Consider the following 19,112-nt stretch of genomic DNA (forward strand, 5'->3'; position numbering starts at 1 on the left):
CATCTCTCCTTATCGGGATTTTACAAATCCACTTTTATGTTTTGTTACGAATGCAATATAAGTTTTCTTTATGCATTTCTATCCGATATTGCAGTAATATTTTTATATAATAACGACGATTTCCAGCGTCAAGCCTCTTAATCCCTCACCTGCCGCAAGAGTGTTAATACGAAAATGATCGTTCTTGTGAATCACAGGATCAGAAAGAATATAAGGTAAACGACTCGTATTGCTGGATTTTTCACCTGCCTGAATGGTCAGGTTGCGGCTGAAAATATTAGTCCAGCTCGGTAACGTTTCATAGTCGAACTGGGAGCATTTTTCAATGGAAAACTCACTTTTACTTGTCCCGTATACTCCGCAAGAGGCGTATATTTCCTTGATCTTCCCTTCAAACGGGAATCTCATTTCATATTTGCAGGGTCCTAGCGGAACCCGTTCCAGCACAAATACCATCGTTTTGGCCTCTGCCCGCTCCTGAATATAATCCAGCCTGTCATCCAACTGGTGAAACTGAACATCACGCTCCGTATATTTACGGGCCGAGACGATCTCTTCCTCCAGCCTTTTGAACCTGAGATCATCAATACCGCTTCCGCCCCCCTGACGATACTCAGGCTTCCAGGTACGGATGTATATTTCATCATCCATCACAAGCGGAATGTGCTGTCCTGCCAGTGGATGCTCCTGCGGATAAATGCCCAAATCGAGGCGAATCGTGTTTTCGTCTACTTCCTCATATCCGCCCTGAGCCAGCAAATGCTGCCCATTCAAATATACATCCAGCATCCTTGTACCCAATATATAAGGATGTGTCAGACGGATGTACAAGTCTTTATGCTTGTCCAGGTAGGCCTGATCCACAATAATCTCCTGCTCGTCCCAATAGATGATTTCATTTCCATATCTGCGCAACATCATCTTCGTACCTGCCAAAATCCAACACCTCCTTATACATGAGTAATATCCAAAATAAAATGAAGAGGCTTGATGCCAAAATGCTCATTTTTGCGCTCTACCTTCATCCAGAATTTCATCCTGCCTTCGGGTGGCAAAGTCCCCATAGGGAGTCGCTGCATATAGTCCCCTTGCGGATGATCCGTTCCATCATCATGGCTCAAATCTGCCCATTCATAGCCGAATTCCTCCAAATATTTCAGAATCCCCATCGAGATTTGCTCAGCCTTTTTATTTTTGGAGGGATTATATAACTCCATTTGTACCTGAATGGTATTGTCATACATTGTGCCCAGGTAGGTTTCCCCGCTTAAGCTAAGCTCTTTATCCTTCCACAGCACACGAAGATCGGTACCATACAGATACAGATCCCCTCCGTACATATCCATAGCGCCAAGGCTGGATAAAAGAACGCCATTCTCATCATAGACTCTCAGCATTCCGCTAAAGGGTACGGTCGGAAGCTCCATTTGTACCCCTGTCCACGTAGGCTCTACTTTGGAGGAAGCAATGGCATATCCATCGGGATCGCATAAAAATACGGAATAGCCTTCCGGCAAATTTCCCAGCGTTATTTTGTTGCTTTTGCATAGCACAAGCCTGTCTAAACCGAGGTTCTCGTATTCATCACATTGTGGATTTTTTAAGAGGACACCTATTTTTTCAGCCACCAGATCAGCTGAGTCAAATAGCTCCCACCCCAATCCGCGATTGGCATAAAAGGTCCACCGGTTCCCCTTCTTCTCTGCCCGCCAGCGGCTATACTCCCGAGTAGTTGTATCCTTACTCTCCAGAAATTCCAGCCGATGGTAGCCATCCTGCCAGATGACAATCCCGCCCTCGTCGCCATATGCAATAGGAACATAGTCAGCAGTAACTTCTAACAGCAGGGTAGGCTCATCCTTTGGTGCATCAAACAAAAGCATGGTTTCCTGTTCTGTGTGGGACATGATTAACTGCTGCAAGCCTGTATCCAGGGTACAAGCCGTTGTCGGAGATATTTGGTAGCGGGAGTGGATTTCTCCACTTTGAAATGTGTCATCAAAAATCAATCCACTCCATTTCTTGTAGATCCCCATGAGATTTTTATCACCTACCTTGTCTTCTTCCAGTTCCAGATGTTCCAAGAAGCGATCTTGCCCATAATCATCCATATTTTTCGTTTGGACATGGCCGGTATCGATTGATTCGTAGCTTCGGATGGGGCCTCAATCACCGTCTTCAAGGTTTTATGACGCTTGGCCGACTCTGGGGCTTCGATACGGACAGCAGCTATTTTTTTCAAACGAGTACCATCTTCTGCATCTGGAATCTGGGTCTTTATTACTTTTTTCTTTCTGGCAGCTTGTTCGTGCTCATCCTCGATATTTGTAGACATGACCTTTTTCTTGCGAGCACCTTCAGATATAGCATGCAGCTCGGTTTCTTCTATTTCAAAAACAGGCTCTGCAGCTATATGTGCAGGTATCACTGCTGGCAGCGTTTTTTCGATGGCTTGGCCTTGCTCCAGCTCCGGCATATCCACCATTTTGCTGATATCTCCCGGCTGGGCAGTTTCAAGACCATCTCTGACACCGATGTATTCCTTCTCCTCACCACTGGCACGTTCCTGATGAATCCATATTGCTTCAAGCACATTTTCAACCTGGTTACCTGTTCCACTCGTCTGCTCAACCACAGTCTCATTCGTTCTCATAATGCTGTCCGCCCGATCGATCTGATCTGTCATCGTCTCCTGAACAGATTCCATAGGAACTGCTCGATCTCCGTCAAGGAGGATAGCGTCGGAGATCTGGTTATGCTCCTGATTGTCAGCGTAAGTGCCGCCATTGATAACGCCCTCTTGAATATCCTGATAAATAAGCGCGCGCTCTGATGAAGTAACGTCAGCTTCCTTCGTTTGCTCTAAAAGCTCGCTGGCTTTGATCTCATGCCGAACGGCTTCCAGGTTCACGATGCTTACACGTTCCGATGGAGCCAGTGTGACTTCCTCCGCCTCCAGGCTTTCTATACTTGTCCGCTCTGCTGGAACCAACGCCACTTTCTCGGCTTCCAATTCGCCAATATACTGTGCGCTTTCCAGTGGTCCTGATTCCGCTGCATCAAAATTCCCAGTGCTCATGGCTGCCCTCTCCAAATGACTATATTCACCATCCAGAAGGGATTGGGAAAGAATGCCCTGCTCCATGGACTCTGTAACACCTGTAGTGCTGGAGAAGGTTCTGCCTGTTTCGATATCCTGTGTTATGGCATTCGTACTATTCGAGCTCATAAGCGCCTTATCCAACGCCTGGATTTCGGCTTCGGCAGACGTGTGTCTTTCTGCATCTCCCATCGCATGATATGCACCTTCGTAGGAAAAGAAGGAGTTACCAGATTCGGAGCTGATAAGCAGTCCCTCTTCAGCGAGAGACTTGCTGCCTTGCTCAGCGCTTGTTTGCAGCGTCCCTTCGGTATGCTCGATATAGGCTTGATTCGAACGAGTCTGGATAGCTTCCAGCGAACCACTGGCCAATGACGTTTCCAACTGATGAATGACGCTATCTGTAATTTGATGAATCGAAGTCTGAGTTGTCCCTTCCTTCACAGCCTCTGCCACAATATTTTCAATGCCTGCTTCAATCAGTTCCATCGCCTGCTCACCATACATAATCCGGAGCATTCGAGCCATCTTGCTGATTTCAGGAGAATCTGCAATGATTTCTCTCAGGACATCGGCTGCAAGCAGCTCTTCATACTGCCCCTCGAGCTCCAATCCATTTAAACGTGCAGAACCAAGGTCGTCCAACTCACCTTCTTGGCTGACGAATATCCGCTCTCCACGCTGAGATTCATCTAACGTTGCGTGGTGCTCAGGGATACCAGAGCTTAGATGCTCATTGTCGGCATCTGCCGAGGAATGGATGTAGGCTGTAATGCTTTGCTCCTCTGGCACCCCTTTAGAGTCATCGTAGTTTGAAGCTACTCTATATTGATCTGGACTGGCAGGACAGACTTGTTCACTATTGTAGCTAGCCACGCTCGTAGATTCGTTCAAGCTGTTCCCGCTTGAAGATGCGAGACCGCTAGTAACCGTTTCAGTCTGTACACCTATCCTGCCATCAGCGAATTCCATGCTGCCTGCTATTGAATGACCTTGAAGCCCTTCAAGTGAGCCGCCGTTCGAAGTCTCCTGCATTCGATGAATCACGCTTTCAATCGGGCTTGGTGTAGCTGGTACATCAACGTGCTGCAAGCCCTCTGGCAGGTTATTTTCCATTCCCGCTTCGACCACTTCTGTCGCGTACTCGCCATATACAGAGCGGATTCCTTCAGATAACGTGCCCATCTCGGGTGACCCGGTGACCGATCCCATCGTTGGGTCTGCTGTAATGGACGAAGTGTTCTCCGGTTGTATAGAAAATACGCCATGCTCCGCCTTCAGCATGTCTTGGGGCTCCGCAGCATCTGGAAGATATATACGATCACCTGTCCCGGACTCATGAATCATCAGGAACTTGTCCTGTTTCAACTCCGTTGTGCGCATTCGTCCATGCCCAGCACCAGTGGCAGAACGCATCGATGCAGCAGTGCCATATTCGTTGGTGGAATCCATAAATTGGCGCTGTTTGACAAGCATCTGCCAATCTATGATGGCATCCTTGCTTTTGTCAGACTTTGCTGCACGTGCTTCCACGGGAGTATTATCATTTTTGGCACTGGCCTCGGTCTCCAGCACATCATCAGGAATAGTCCCGACTACCCGTTCAAGCTTTCCGGCTCTGGTTAAAGCGTTGATTTCATCCGAATCTAAAATCTGTTCCTTCACACTTGACCGTGATGTCTCAATCAGGGCATCCCGAATATCGGTTCGATGGGGCAACGCCTCACCTGCCGGCTGGAATATAGATTCCATCGCCAGCCCCTCAGCCGCGACTGGCAGTTCTACCACCGCTGCACGATCCTGAAATATCTGTTGAATAACCGTCTGTTGTTCAGCGGTATCTCCCTGTTTCACGGTTTCTCCGTGAATTGCTGACTCAGAAGAAGGCGATCCGTTACCCTGACGCTGCTCGGATACAGAGCCTGCATCAAGAAGCCCCTCATAGGCAGGCAAAACATTTGCGAATTCATAGGTATCATTTGAAGTCTCTACCTGTGGCCTCATTTGGGAAACGGCATCTTTCTCCCGCACCGCATTAACAATAAAATCAGCCTGAATGGACTTCTGCCGATCTCCCTGCTGTATAGAATCTGCATATTCCATGGAATGGATCTTGCCGCCCATTTTCCAACGAGCCTCTGACGCGGTGGAACGTGAAGGCTGCTGCGCCTTCTGTCTGACTTCTCCTCTAAAATGCCTGTGAATATCGGATAAGTAAGATACAATCGTCGAGTGAACAGCTTCCACGGTTTGACCCTCGAATTCACCAGCAATCGCTGCCTCTTTCCAATCTCTCCCGAATAAACTTGTAGCGGGATAGGGAGCTTTGGATGCATTCTTTAACGTATCCTGCCTCAGCGTTCGGTACGTACTATTCACAGGAGCAGACAGATGGTAACGCGTATCCCGCTGTGTATCCAAGATCATGTCTGTACCAAATGCCAGTTCATAGCCCTTTTTAGAAAAAAGGGCGGTGATACTGATCAGGTAAGATTTTTTACCGTCCAGCATGTCACCGCCGACCTCCTTTAACCCTGCAGGTTAACTGTTCTTAACAAGCGTTTCCTTCAGAATACCCAAGCCGATCGGAGCGAATGGACTAATGGTAGCCAACGTGAACGGACTCACAGGTGTATCCGCCAAGGTATAACGGTAAATCTGCTTGTACTCGTAGGTGGCCAAAACCTCTTCATCCGCTTTCGGTGCTTTGCCATCCAGGAATGTGATTTGCTTGGTTTCCAAATCCAATGTGTAATCCGTGCCGAATTTGACCTCAACACAATTGACTTTGATTACCAGATTGAATGGTGTACCATCATCTTTTAAGGAAGGCTGATGAGATAAATGGAACACCTTGTTTTTCCCATCACCTGTGCCCAGAATTTCATGATCTGTCGTCTCTGCCACCTCCAGCTCATCGAGCTGTGAGATATTTTTCGGATGAACAGCATAGCACTCATCCAGCTTACCGACAAAGCCGTCATTTGGGTGAACCACATACATAGGAGAAATATGGTATTTCCCGCTGTACACCGAAGGGTTAAACCGGGACTCACCTGCGTCCACCCGCTTGTCATGTGTAATGAAGGCGAGATAATGCTGCTGGTAATACGTTCCGCCAATGGACTGTTGAAGCTGTACCGAACTGTTACCGTTCGAAGTATTCGGCCCATAGTCTACGTATGTGGCCCCCAGCTTCATATCCCTTCCCCATTTCACTTCGTCCTTTTCCCGGCAGCCAGAGATCAGAACGTGATTTTTTCTTGGCGATTTGCCAAGCGTGGTCATTTTGCCAATGTAAAGTGGTGCAAAGTATGTGTTCTCAGGACCCGAGGTAGGATCGGGACGTAGGAACATGACAATACGGTCTTTGTTGAAGTTTCCCCAATAATATATGCTGGAGTCTCGCTGCCAGCCCCGGGTATAATTATCTAGTGAAGTGAAGGACAATGCTGTTGGCAACGAAGGATAGATATAGTAAATACAGGAGTATACAGCGCTCATTAAGCTCGCTCCGGAATCCGGGTCAAAGTTCCGGGTAGTCACATCCCCGAAATTAATCATTTCTGTTCCCGTACCCGCCAGTACTCTGATGTAAGAAGCATGAAGCTCACTGCCAGCGTCCGGTGCTTTAACTGTCGTCGGGATTTTAATCGTATTCGTCGCGTAGTCAACCGTAAAATCGGTAGGAGAAACCTCTACCTGATTAATATATAGCCGGACGCTCCCTGCCTTGATGGTCGTGTCCGCAGGTATTTTAAATTCTCGACGAGTTCCATCTCCGTCAGGAAGAATGGATTCTGGATCGCCTACCCTGATTCCGTTATTGACAGCTTCTACAATTTTTTCCGAGCGTACATCATCGAAGGTAAAGAAAAATAATCGCTTGGGCAAACTCGGAGCATTCGCAGCAGGCGCATAGGATACGGTAAATTGATCGCTTGCCAGTGCTGCTTTATTGAGCTTAAATACGCCACTGTAAGGTTCAAAGGTATATTCCGTTTTTTGAACGAATACACCATTCTTATATAACATCTCAGAATCTGGCTCTACAGGACGCACAACGACCTGCAATTGCGTGTCACTGCCTTCTACCCGCTTAGCCTCTCCGAGCACGGAGTTCTGCGAAATGAAGTCCATCTCCCCTGGCTGTTTGACCGTCCCGCCATAACCAAAAGCCATACCGAAGTTACGTATCTGACCGTCACTGCCTGTGGATCTGAACAATCGAACGTCAGCGAATTTGGTCGCCGTATTTCTAGGGTTCCCGGTTACTGCCCGGTATTTAATAAACGTATTCCAGCCATGAGCATTGAATTGTTTCTCCAATTCCTGCGGAAACAGTTGAAAAGTAGCATCTCCATCAAACCACGACACAATCAATCACCTCTAATATTAGATTAGCCAAGCTACACTATAAGGTAGTTGGTTTTATTTCATTTCCTTCATCATCTACTGTGTTCACATACAAGCCAATGCCCGCAGGCCTGAATTGAGTACCTGGTTTTTTGGTCAATGGGGAAATTCCCTCTACCAGGAAGTAACGGTAAACATCAAATTCATCTGGACAGTGGGCCCGCTTGACTCTCAATTTGTTGGCATTAAAGGAAAAGGCCGCCAAGGAGATCACATCTTTTAACGTTCCGCGTACACCCTCTTCGGGGTGAATAACGTATACTTTGGAAGTATGCACCTTGCCACTGTAACGAGAAGGATTGAAAGTGTATTTGTACAAAGGGTTTTCAGCATTATTCCAGGCTCGCGGGTAATCCTTCTTGCCGTCAACCGAAGTTCTGGCCGGCGGCATGAGATTGGGTGGCGAATTCCAGGAAAGATAATGGGCTTGGTATCTCGCACCCTGCTTGGCACGATTAACCATAATATTATCCAGACCGTTAGCCGGAAAGTTAGGATATGATTTTAATAATGGCATAATATGGGGCTGTCTGGATGTCGTATCGTCAAAGTCATACGTAGCGACTCCATTCACCGTATCCCTGATCGGAACCGTTCCTGCAAATAAAGCATAAACTTTATCGCCTTCCTCGACCGGGTCCAGCTTGCCAAAGTAGAGCGGAATGATCGGAACCAGATTATTTTCTGGAGCCGGTACATTATCACACTGGATGGTAAAAAAGAAATTCGTGTCTGAAAGAGTCCCTTTTACGGAAATTTCAGAATCATTCCACCAGTTTGTATTTTGAACAGGATAGTTAAAAGAGTTGTTGTAGTAAGACTCCATCAGCTTATAACGCAGACCTGCTTGCATAATTGGAGACTGCATTCGTGCACCTTCTGCTTTCGTCACTGTAAACATGGGACCGCTGGTCGTTGTCTTCCAAGTAGATTCCTCTACTTCAATATCTAGCGCTGCTCGAAGCTGTCCGGCTTCAGAATTATCGTTCCAGGCCAGTACAAGATCCGCACCGTCTGGCTTTAATCCTTTCAAATCTTCCAACATATACACATATAAAGTATGGGAAAGCCGGTATTTGCGGAATTCATTCGTTGCCCATTCCCCAAACTGTTTGTAGGAATCTTTATCCGGGCGCTTCACATAATCGGCCAACCGAGGGTACCATGTTCCGGCGATGGCGATACCGAAGCTTTGATTTTCCTTATTGGAATATATAAAATGTTCGGCAACCGTGATCCGATAATTGGTATAGTTCCTCACTAAATCCGAGGGATGGGTAATATTGGCATCAAAAATGACCCTTTTGTAATTGGCCGCGACTTTCCAGCCTGCGGTAGCGAGCAGCTCTCCCATACGGGGCTGTAAGTCCGATTCTGTTACTTTTGGAGTAAATGCTGCTGCTGTCGTATCAATGAATGACATTTGTTTCTCCCCTTTCTTTGAATTACGATTTGTTCTTTGCTACTTCACTACGTCGATGTCCGCTGACGCCGTCCCTGTCTGTCCCAATTCATTCGTTAAGGTGAAGGAGACGGTATACTTTCCCTCTTTATGAAAAGTAAAGCGGGCATTATTCACCGTACGACCTTCTGGATTTACGCCATCTGAAGCAAACCAGTTGGAGATAAGTATCGGTGAATGCTTGTTATAGGAAGATATCAATTCCACTCCCTCCCCGACATGAGCAGAGATATGGGACGGAGTTAGGGATACAACGAACGGAGGCGGCGAAATAGGTAGCCGTTTTTCCGGTCTTCGAAGATTTCCAGCCTTCAAAATACCGATGCCCGCTGGTCGATAAGGTGTCGCTGCCCGTTTGGTCAACGGTGATATGCCCTCTGTCAGATAATAAGAATACGTCTGATGCTTAGGACCCTTTCCATCGTTGCAGTGCTCATCAACGGCCTCCAGCTCATCCCCGTTCATTATAGTTAAGGGCGACAGTAAAATAACATTTCGTAGTGTTCCATGCGTACCATCTTCCGGATGTATTAATAAGGCTCTCGAAGAATGGACCTGCTCAGTGTAGCGGGATGGATTAAACTCATATTGATAGGCATTGCTCATATCGCTGTTGTTCCAGGCTCGGACATGCTTGGCTCCCGTCGTGTCCTCCCGCAAGGGAGGCATCCTGTTCGACGGAACATTCCAGGCAAAATAGTACGATTGATAACGCGCACCATACTTTGTTCTCTTCACCATGACAGAATCAATACCGTTACTCGGGTGAGCAGGATATTCTTTTAAGATCGGCATAAGCACATCCTGATGCCGCTTTGGATCTGTATCATCATAGTCAAACCGGGCCGATTGACTGAGCGCATTCTCTAAACTCAAGCCGTCTTTTGCAAATGCAGTCCCTGCGAATAGAGCAGCTGTAGCACCCGCGTTTTCTGTGTAGATTTGAAGATCCACCCAGACCCTTGCGGAAACAGGACTAAAACCATTAACTCCAGAAGAAGAAACCACTTCCAAGTCGAATGAATTTTTACCATCCACCCCGTATACAGAGAACTCTCCAAGGTACTCTGCCTGATCTCTGGAATCGACAGGGGTGTGGGCTTCTGTGGTTCGCAGCTTTACAAGCTCCTGACCTGCAATACGCAGAGAAATATAGTCTGACTCCGCAGCCACATCTCCCGATAACCACACCTTCATCGTCGATCCGGTATTAACCATAGGACTCTCCGAGAAAAAGGTTGCTTTGCGAGCTTCCTCACCGCTATTCAGTTCAAATATGCGACTCTCGTTCATTATTGAATTGGTATTGCTCTTGATATCAAAATCCCCCATATAGATCGGGATCGAAGGTACTGCATTACGCTCCCAGGCAGGTGCTGTATCTGCCAGCAAAACCAGCATGGCAGACTTTCCATCCACATAGCCTCTAAGCTGGACCTTGCTGTCCTGCCACCAGTTGGTGAATTTCACATTCATGGAGGCTACCTGTTCATAACGATCCAGTTGTGGAATCCGCGTCCGCGAAGCAACGTAAGGAGATTGGTAGAATTGAGGAAATTGATGCGTGATCCTGAACTGAAGCGCTTGGGTGGCCTCGTGCAGCCCCCACATAGAGGATTGAATCTCTACGTCCAAAGCGAGCCGCTTAAAATCAGCGGGTTGTTCCCAGCCCACAATCATTCTGCTCGTATTCACGAACTTTTCCAATTGATAAAAATACATCGTATGACGCTCAAACAGGTTGTCCTCTTCGACCTTCTGGACAGCCCAAGAGAATATACCATCAGATTGCGGCTCCAACTGCGTTCCCCAACCGGCATGGTTCCTGTGAATAGCGAAAGGGATTTTTGAGCCTGTATTGTGCAGCTTTTCCTTCACACTGCCCAGCATGGCCAGACCAAAAAGATGCCCCGATACATTTCGCAAAATATAGTGCTTGGCTACAACAAATTCAAATTCCTCCGAGCCGTTCAGATCACTGTAATAAACAGCGGCCTCTCCTGAAACGCCCGACGCGAAGGTAATGCGTTGTCCGCCATCCTTTTTCTCTTCTGCTGAATAATAGGAAGACGGCATAAGCTCGCCATCCAAATACACATAATAGTCACTCTTATGCGCAAGCTTGGGAATATCTACATAGGAGCTCGCGAGTGGAAGAGAGAAGCGCTGAATTGTGGGTTTGGTCAATCTGCTTGAATACACGACCTTATGAAATTCATCCACCATATCCCATCCATTTTTAGCGCAAAGGGCCACAATCTGGCTCAACAGCTGGTCTTCGTTAACGAGCATTTCCAGCCAAGGACTATCCTCTGGCATGATGTTTCACCACCTTTCTATTGGAGCATTTGATAGTTCACCCATATATCCTTGTTCCTGCCGCCTTCATTAAAGAACTCAAAACGAAATTCAGTCCCCGTCGGACAAGGAATAACGGCGGTAAAATACATTCCTTCAGGCAGGTCCTTTGTGAAGATCCGTTGGCATACCAGCTTATCTCCCACATATAAATTCCAATAATCACTGGACTCATAAAAGGACGCTCCCACAGCTACCGCAAGCAGCTCGCAATCATGACTGACTTGCATTGTGCTTTCTACCTTGCCAATTCCTCTCGATTCAATTCGATTGCCCACAATGTACGGTTGGGTCTTCGTTGGCATAAAAGGCGGGTCCAAACGCCCGCCTACCATATAGCTTGCAAAATTAGCACCACTGGACAACGATTACACCGCCCTTACATAATCAATCGTCAGATTTTTGAACAAGCCATTTTCCCGGATAATGCTTCCCCGTATAGCGTTTAACGTCAGAATATCAGCTTCTTCTTCCATTTCTGCGTTCAGGGTTGTGGAGGCTTTAAATTCAATAAAAAATCCGGTCACCTGCAGCAGATTGTCTCGATACAGCGTTAGCCGTTCCGACAAACCGTTATCATAGGTGTACAGCACTGACGTTACCAATGCAGGATATTGAGGCATTTCACGGGCCACGTCAATGGTAATGACATTAGGCTCCTCCTGAGCCTTTTTATCCAACAAGTCGTCCGCCTGACCTGCATGCACCTTTTCCTTGCGTACTTCACGTCGAATCAGATCAATAATCGGAAATACCTCGTTGGAATTCGTAAAATTCTGGTTTTCCAAAGTTCACACCTCCCCTTCTCCTTCAATATAAGAAAAAGGAAATGACAATTAACGCAGGTTGCGTAATGCCATTTCCTTTACTTGTGCTATGGATTATGGATTATACCGTCAAAATCAGGATGTTGCAGGAAGAGCGGTCCAGGTCAGCTCCAGATAGTTGACCATGCCGCATTCATTACCGACCAGTCTGTTGCCTTTAATCAGGTAATATCCTCCATTACAGGTATGGTTGTCATACACATAACACCCGTCCAAAAGCTCTATGTTCGGGTTGCCCTGAATGGCAATATTTTTGGTGCGGGCTTGTCTTTTCATATCAAAAAATACTTTATTCGCTATCTGCTGCTTAAGATCGCGCATGGATGCCTCATCCTGCTCTTCAATCCATGGCAGCTGCAATCCCACGGTTCTCATGTTCCCTTTGGTGGCGAGAATCAGGCTTTTATCGAGAAAATGCTCTGTTAACCCCGCAGAACCAGTAATCATCAGATGATTACGAACACGCGAATAGTCGGTAGAAGACGTCATTTCAAGCAAATGATTATCTGTAAATTTCCATTTGGAACGCGCTACCTGATCCCAATCCGGAGTATCCAGAAAATCCATTCGTTTCAAAACAAACGTTCCGTAGCGATCGCATCTGACATCATAGGGCAAATCCTGTATGAGCGTTTGTATCGCATCTGCTGCCCTTGTCCCCGCCTTGAAGGATACCTTTGCTACGATAGGACTTTTCCAGCCTTCTGCTGTTTTCACACGTTCTTGATCTTGGATCGTCTGAAGTTCTCCTGTCTTGGGGTCAAATTTCATATAGGAATGCTCGCCCTTCTTCACATCAACATACACCGTTTCGTCTATATCCAAATCAGGGTATCGGCAATCTTCTCTGTGCACACGCCATGAATCAAGACCGGCTGCAACCGCAATATCCTTGACAATGCTGGATTTCATCCAGGCAAAGGCGCCGCCGTCCCCGGCATACGCTTCCTCTGAAGGGTAGACCATATCCTTATAAAAAACAAATTCCTCCAGCATGTCATAACGGTCTACACAGTGAAACGTAAGCGTTCTTCTCTTGGCATCCTCCTCAATTTCACCCTTGATCATGCCTGTAAATACACGTACCAGCTCATCGCCATAACCTGCATAAATACGGATGGGTGTCCCTTCACTAATCAGGTGCCGTCGTTCTCCCTCCTCCCAATAGGTAAATTCATTAGACGGCTGCTTCTTTCCATCAGGAAGTGAAGCATACCGTTCCAAGAATGGGGAATAGATCCCTTTGGCATTATTTAAAGTTACGGTGGCTGAGGTCGAGGACATGTCCATGTGAGAATGAACCTCCCAGTTCATCACATCCCGTTCCAGTGTAGCGGTATCCTCATACTGAAACCCGCCAACGTCATACCATTTCTCCTTATACGTATCTGAGATATGGGTGGCAAACTGCTCAATGGAGTAATCATGAAAAGCATATTTTACCTCTGCAATATATAGGCCGCCACTGGATACGGAAAACCGCAGTCTGTTCGTCGTATCATCGCCGGATACGCCGCGTACCCGGGTATTTTCCCATTGTTCGATACCGCCCGGCTGCATATTTTTTATATATACATCCATATCTGTTTCGTTATGACAGGTTACAACATAATCGGTGTACTCGCTCACATGGTTATGGCTATAGGAGCCGACATTCGTAGAGATCCCCTGATCTGTAACCTGGATCACAAAAGCTTTGGAGCCATTGGACATCATGATTTTTCCTTGTGTTCCCTGATCGGCCTTGATTCGGAACTGCATCGTAAATGGAAATTTGTTGATCTTCCCAGCCCGTTCAATACCGACCTCTTCCCGTGCGGTGGATATTTTCTGCTGGTTTCCCAGATCCGTCACCACTACCTGCTGATCGGGAGTCCAATTATTGATTGTGCACATCGGGTCTTCAAACGTCCAGACGGTTTTGGCCGAGATGGATTCCACATCAAATTCTCTGGCTTTCAGCAAAGTGATCCCGAAATTGCCCCTTGACGCCTTGGAAGGATTCGACATGGAAAATTCAATTTTGTGGTGTCCACCAGTCACTGGAATAGAGGGAGGATAAGCCAGTCCATTTTTGGCATTGATCCCTTCAATGGTCGCAACTACATGGTCGTCCACCTTCACCTCTACTCTGTCCTCAATATCCATATCCGAAACATAGGCCCAGCTCAAACAGCCTGGCTTGAACCAGTCATGAACAAACGTGAATTTCTTCACCTGGCCTGCCCCTTCTGTTCGGTCAAAACCTAAAACATTACGGACCTGATTAGGCGTCTCATTCGTGAAAAATTGTGTAGCACCTGCGATATCCACAAATTTCGAAGGATCAAGACTCGTTTTTTGAGCCGTAAAATCCTTGAAGTACGATACCTTCTCCGTGGTCCGATTGATCTGGTAGGATACGAGGGCTTGATCTACTTCTGAATTTGCGCTGCGAGTTCTTCCGTCTCCCCACTGCTTGATTTTTGCAATGACAGGTTTTCGTCCAAATTGAAGGCATTTCTCCGCATTTTCCATTAAAATCTCAATGCGTTTGCCCTTCGTGGAGCCAGCCGTATCATCGGCCACATATTCACCCCAATTTTCCCCCTCTATCCATAGCTCAACCTTGCTTCCCAAAGGAATGACCGAAGGATCGACAGCGATAATTTTGTAGTCCTTCCACTCCCGTACATCCGTTCCGCCTCTTGTAATGCCTTCAGAGTTTGCAGGATTCACATAATAAGCCCACGCTTCCATGCTATATTCGGTGTAGGATTCGGCAGCGCTGGCTTCCAACGATGAAGCGGCCACGCTTTTATTCTGAACAGCCGTATCCAGCGTTCGAATGGGCAATTGTATGGCTTTTTCCCCACGCAGGAAAGCTTCGGGGTTCAAATCCTTGCCATCCTTGCGAACCTCAAAATGAAGATGTGCTCTATCTCCATCTCCGTCTCCACTACTATTCTTGTGACCCGAGTTCCATGCTACAGCAATCGGGTCTCCAGCCTTCACATGATCTCCAACCTTGACCATCATGGCACCCGGTTTCAAATGAGCATAACGGGTCGTCCAGCCATTGCCGTGATCAATATATACAGCGTGACCATAACCCTTTACGGCACCTGCGGCAGTAATTCTTCCGTCCCATACAGCATGGATGGTGTCACCCTTGTTACAATCCAGGTCCAATCCTTTGTGGAGAGGACGCTTGGGATTCACTGACCAGTGGCGGCTGGTGACCAGCATGCCCTGAATGTGATTCGAATCGGTAACATGTTCACGCAATTTTGCACTTGAAAGGATAGGCATGGACATCGGAAAATTGGAGAGACGTGCTATCTCGCTAATCTTTATTGCTTCCTTTTCACTTGTTAGTTGGGTCACACCATCAATGGATAAAAAGTCTTTAACGGACGTATCTTTTACATATTGAACGACGTCTTGGTTTGGCCGCGATCCGCGGACATAGGACATTTTGTCCAGCTCTACAATGACGCGTGGCTGACGGCCTAGAGCCTGTACACGCTTCATCGCGGATTCAAGCAATTGGTTAGAGGGATTACGTACATCGGATACAAAAGTCATTTTTTCATCTCCTATCTAAATTTTTCCAAGGCCCATTCTATGAACCGGTTTAAAAATACAACGGCTTCCGCACGTGTAATACATTTTTCAGGCTCCAGCATATTGTTTTCATAAAGTGGAAATACGCAGCTTCCGTCCAGGAACTGCTCACTCATCAAGTCCATAACATCCTGCTCATACCATTGGCCTGATAAGGAGCTTCGATCCTGTATGATTCTCTGTGGATACGTACTGCTCTCCAATCCACGGTCGGTATATCTGTTATAGGTATCCACCCGCATCTGTTGAAGAAGCACAAGAAATTGTGCTCGTTTCATACGAACATTCGGAAAGAAACGATCATGATAGCGGGCGTGTGCAGTGCTTACAACAATGGTCTCCTGTTTGAATTGCACCCTTCCGGCATTACGATAGTTATATCCGACAATTGCGGTAAATCCGTTATAGTTGAAGGGGAGATATACAATTCCTTGATGAATCGCAAATACATCCTGTCTGAACCCGAATGCCTTCTTTATAGCTTCACTCGGAACTTCTTCCGATAAAATCTTCACAGACAGCCGCTTGAGCTTGGTTCCCAGAACTGTGACCGTCTCCGCCTGATATTTCGTTTGGTCCTGATAATCAGCCGCCATGGACAAGGTCGCAGAAGGGAGGAAAATCGCACTTTCGTCCGTCTCAACATAAGGCCCTTGAACACAGCCATCCTCCCGATAAGCAGGCCTGCCATATGCGATGCATAGCACCTCAAGTCCGCCAGATAAAGGATTGGGCATCGTTATCTTTTCGTTCTCCACTTTTTCAGGCTGTACCTGAACTCCATCGATGAGAACAAAAACCGGATTTTCAATATGCACCTGATAGCCGGGAATAGCAAACTCCTGTTGACCATCGAACGTGACATAGCGCTTGATCATGCGTTCATGTCCTTGTTCAAAAGTGTCGTAGGCCATTCCCTCTATAAAGCTGTGCTCGCTTGGAGCATCCAGACCTAATCGTGCGATATCCAGCATATCTCTATAAAACCAATCCAGTGGATCTGCATCAATCCAGCGTTTCATCTCAATACCCCCTTAGAATCCGGTCCACATACCTGTAGGACCTCATCAAAAAGGTGATTCCCTCTGCCCGGGTACAGCTCTCGTCCGGCCTGAAATAAGGGCTAACCTCCCCTTCATCTGCAGGGATGGTGACCATACCACGCTGCTCCATTTCCTCGATATAGCTGGATGCCCAATGGCCTTTGAGGTCGATGAATTGGCTTTTGCAACGGGAATCATTGCTTTGCTTGCGAATAAGCGACATTTGGACTTTGATGATATATTTCGTCTCCATCTCCGCTGTTTGAATATCTGGCTTACCTGTCACAATCCCCAGGTAAATTGCGCCTTTTTCATCATAATATTTGTGCTCTGAGCCTATAAAAGATAGCCAGTCCGCATATTCCTTTTTACTGTAAAATAAAAGTGTTAGGGTAGCTGTATAATGCGAGGTTCCACGATTGACTAGACCTGCCGAGTAGGAAAACGTCTCATGAACATATGATTTCAGATTCGGAGCCGGTGGCTTGTACTCGTTGATTAGCTTAGCCTTGACCTCGACAAAACGAATTCCATTATCGTAAAATAGTCGCTTTTTGTAGATCATATCTTCTGATTTATGGGGACTTTGCTGAGTCAAATGTATACCTCCTGTCATTAAAAATGATGTTTACTCCGCTACGACGGATGATGGATTAATAGGATGTACTGCTACGATAAGCAGTGGTCGGATTCATAAGAAGCTGATCGCGCAAGCTTCCCACTCTACCGTTTTGTAGACCTCTTCCCAGCCTGTTACCAATCGTCTCCAGTTGGGTCGGACTTACGTTATTCGTAACATTAGGCAATGTCACATGGACAACAACATCACCGGAGTTGATCGTATACGATGGCTGCACGTTTGTACGTGTCAGATATTCATTTTGGGTCAGCTCCGTAACGCCCCCTGGCATATGAAACGTTCCCGCTAATGACTCCATCCCAGCCCAAATCCCCAATTGGGCTTGCAGGGACTGCCCTCTCCATTCGCTGTACTGCTCCTGGAAGTTCCATGAAGCTTCCGGCTTCATACGAAATGTGCGCTGTTGACTGAGTACACTTTGCAAGCCCTGAGCTTGATGCTTTCGTATACGGATGTACTCCATTGCGTCTGTTCGTACAGCTGCTATTTCAGCGTTTTGCATCTTCCTGCTTTGAGCCCTCTGCATTTTGCTCACATATTCATGCATGGGGAGGGTCGGCGACTCCGTTGTACCATTCATCTCATATTGCATACTCTGACTCGGATCTGCTGGTGCCTGATCTGGTTCTTGCTGGTTTGCTTCCGGCCTTGTCCTAAAATTTAAAAAGGTACTTAACGTACGCTTGTGTTCCTCCAAACGCTCAAAGCGTAATTCCAATCCCTGCCTCTCCTCACGAGAAGAATGCTTTAGTGTCTGAATAAATGCCTGCAGCTCCACAAGCACATCAGTCTCTATATTGCCCATACTTTCACCACCTTTTATAAAATGAAACTCCCGCCCCTCCATATGGAGCAGAGCAGGAGTGTCCTTCAACCAAGCATATTGGCCAGAAATGCCATATCTTCTTCGTCCGCTATCTTATAGCTGCCCATATATGAGCCGTCTTCCCTGACTTCTTCACGGCCTGTATGGCGGGTATCCAAACGATCCATTTGATCAGCCCCGCTCCATAGCCCAAAGGCAGACATAGAGGATACTTTAATTGTAAATTCGATATGGTCATGACACTGCTCCAGATAGTAGCCCAACTGAGGGAGGGTAAGGTCCCAAACCTGATGCTTGTCCAGGTGACAATAATGGGCCAGCTTAAAAAAAAGATCCGCCCAGTCAATGGGAGCTTGCCGATCATACTCCAGCTCCTCATCCTCAGTGGCTACATGGACTTTTTTATTCCATTCAGTCCGATCATGGCATCAATAATTTGTTTGGCCGTTTCGAGGTCAACATACTCTTCCAAATGCTCAGGAGTCATCCAGCTGTAATAAGGCTTGAAGCCCATCATCAGCACATCGATCAGCTCATGATAACGATCCGTACCTTCCGGATCATCCGGGATCAGATTTGCAATAATAATGCCGGAATCAATAGCATTCAGCTTTTTAATCAGCTTGCGCGCATCCTTTAACCCAAGCGGGGGTAAATAATACGTTTTACCGTCACGTAGACGCACCTGTTCATCTTCTTCAAAGAATGCTTTTTCTCTGATCTGAGCTTCCTCTTCTGTCAAAATCTTCTTTGCATCTTCCGCAACTTCAGCTGATTTGGGAAGCTCATTTTGAGATGGAATGGTGAGCTCTCTATCGTTCATTCTGAACACAC

14 protein-coding genes are annotated in these 19,112 nt (G+C 46.8%); all 14 read right to left on the minus strand.

The genetic code is table 11. From position 1 onward, the window contains the following. Positions 1-102: 102 nt before the first annotated feature. The 14 genes from B4V02_RS18290 to B4V02_RS18355 all read right to left on the minus strand — a co-directional run bounded on the left by B4V02_RS18290 (position 103) and on the right by B4V02_RS18355 (position 19,101). Positions 103-936, minus strand: coding sequence for a hypothetical protein (locus B4V02_RS18290; RefSeq protein ID WP_094155860.1), 834 nt, complete (start codon positions 934-936; stop codon positions 103-105). Between the two features lie 14 nt (positions 937-950). Further along, positions 951-2,036, minus strand: coding sequence for a cell adhesion protein (locus B4V02_RS18295; RefSeq protein ID WP_208618733.1), 1,086 nt, complete (start codon positions 2,034-2,036; stop codon positions 951-953). A gap of 14 nt (positions 2,037-2,050) precedes the next feature. Beyond that, positions 2,051-5,611 (minus strand): hypothetical protein, encoded by a 3,561-nt coding sequence (locus tag B4V02_RS18300; protein WP_094155861.1) that lies wholly within the window; start codon positions 5,609-5,611, stop codon positions 2,051-2,053. A 30-nt stretch (positions 5,612-5,641) separates the two neighbouring features. After that, the gene (locus B4V02_RS18305; protein ID WP_094155862.1) at positions 5,642-7,477 is read right to left on the minus strand and encodes a hypothetical protein; all 1,836 of its coding nucleotides are present in this window, start codon (positions 7,475-7,477) and stop codon (positions 5,642-5,644) included. 37 nt (positions 7,478-7,514) lie between these two features. Further along, positions 7,515-8,939 (minus strand): hypothetical protein, encoded by a 1,425-nt coding sequence (locus B4V02_RS18310; RefSeq protein WP_094155863.1) that lies wholly within the window; start codon positions 8,937-8,939, stop codon positions 7,515-7,517. A gap of 39 nt (positions 8,940-8,978) precedes the next feature. Further along, on the minus strand, positions 8,979-11,297 hold the full coding sequence (locus tag B4V02_RS18315) for a PKD domain-containing protein (protein WP_094155864.1): 2,319 nt from the start codon (positions 11,295-11,297) through the stop codon (positions 8,979-8,981). A 17-nt stretch (positions 11,298-11,314) separates the two neighbouring features. Further along, positions 11,315-11,701 carry a hypothetical protein gene (locus tag B4V02_RS18320; RefSeq protein ID WP_025682897.1) on the minus strand — a complete coding sequence of 129 codons (387 nt, stop codon included), beginning with the start codon at positions 11,699-11,701 and terminating at the stop codon, positions 11,315-11,317. A gap of 3 nt (positions 11,702-11,704) precedes the next feature. Then, positions 11,705-12,124: a hypothetical protein gene (locus B4V02_RS18325; protein ID WP_007429422.1), complete on the minus strand. Its 420-nt coding sequence runs from the start codon at positions 12,122-12,124 to the stop codon at positions 11,705-11,707. A 114-nt stretch (positions 12,125-12,238) separates the two neighbouring features. Then, entirely contained in the window at positions 12,239-15,730 is a 3,492-nt protein-coding gene (locus B4V02_RS18330) for a peptidoglycan DD-metalloendopeptidase family protein (RefSeq protein WP_094155865.1), read from the minus strand. A gap of 11 nt (positions 15,731-15,741) precedes the next feature. Next, entirely contained in the window at positions 15,742-16,791 is a 1,050-nt protein-coding gene (locus tag B4V02_RS18335) for a hypothetical protein (protein WP_094155866.1), read from the minus strand. Position 16,792: 1 nt separating this feature from the next. Then, entirely contained in the window at positions 16,793-17,410 is a 618-nt protein-coding gene (locus B4V02_RS18340) for an S-layer homology domain-containing protein (protein ID WP_094155867.1), read from the minus strand. Between the two features lie 55 nt (positions 17,411-17,465). Further along, a complete protein-coding gene (locus B4V02_RS18345) occupies positions 17,466-18,257 on the minus strand; it encodes a hypothetical protein (RefSeq protein ID WP_094155868.1) in 792 nt (263 codons plus the stop codon). A 65-nt stretch (positions 18,258-18,322) separates the two neighbouring features. Continuing rightward, positions 18,323-18,541, minus strand: a complete 219-nt coding sequence (locus tag B4V02_RS18350) for a hypothetical protein (protein WP_094155869.1) — start codon at positions 18,539-18,541, stop codon at positions 18,323-18,325. 125 nt (positions 18,542-18,666) lie between these two features. Further along, the gene (locus B4V02_RS18355) at positions 18,667-19,101 is read right to left on the minus strand and encodes a DNA polymerase III subunit gamma/tau (protein ID WP_094155870.1); all 435 of its coding nucleotides are present in this window, start codon (positions 19,099-19,101) and stop codon (positions 18,667-18,669) included. Positions 19,102-19,112 lie beyond the last annotated feature (11 nt).

The sequence above is a fragment of the Paenibacillus kribbensis genome, from assembly GCF_002240415.1.
GTDB lineage: Bacteria > Bacillota > Bacilli > Paenibacillales > Paenibacillaceae > Paenibacillus > Paenibacillus kribbensis.

Excerpts from the sequence above, each read along its gene's own strand:
- B4V02_RS18355 (WP_094155870.1), bottom strand. The coding sequence starts at position 19,101 with ATGAACGATAGAGAGCTCACCATTCCATCTCAAAATGAGCTTCCCAAA.
- B4V02_RS18330 (WP_094155865.1), bottom strand. The coding sequence starts at position 15,730 with ATGACTTTTGTATCCGATGTACGTAATCCCTCTAACCAATTGCTTGAA.
- B4V02_RS18310 (WP_094155863.1), bottom strand. The coding sequence starts at position 8,939 with ATGTCATTCATTGATACGACAGCAGCAGCATTTACTCCAAAAGTAACA.
- B4V02_RS18335 (WP_094155866.1), bottom strand. The coding sequence starts at position 16,791 with ATGAAACGCTGGATTGATGCAGATCCACTGGATTGGTTTTATAGAGAT.
- B4V02_RS18295 (WP_208618733.1), bottom strand. The coding sequence starts at position 2,036 with ATGGGGATCTACAAGAAATGGAGTGGATTGATTTTTGATGACACATTT.
- B4V02_RS18300 (WP_094155861.1), bottom strand. The coding sequence starts at position 5,611 with ATGCTGGACGGTAAAAAATCTTACCTGATCAGTATCACCGCCCTTTTT.
- B4V02_RS18345 (WP_094155868.1), bottom strand. The coding sequence starts at position 18,257 with ATGGGCAATATAGAGACTGATGTGCTTGTGGAGCTGCAGGCATTTATT.
- B4V02_RS18315 (WP_094155864.1), bottom strand. The coding sequence starts at position 11,297 with ATGCCAGAGGATAGTCCTTGGCTGGAAATGCTCGTTAACGAAGACCAG.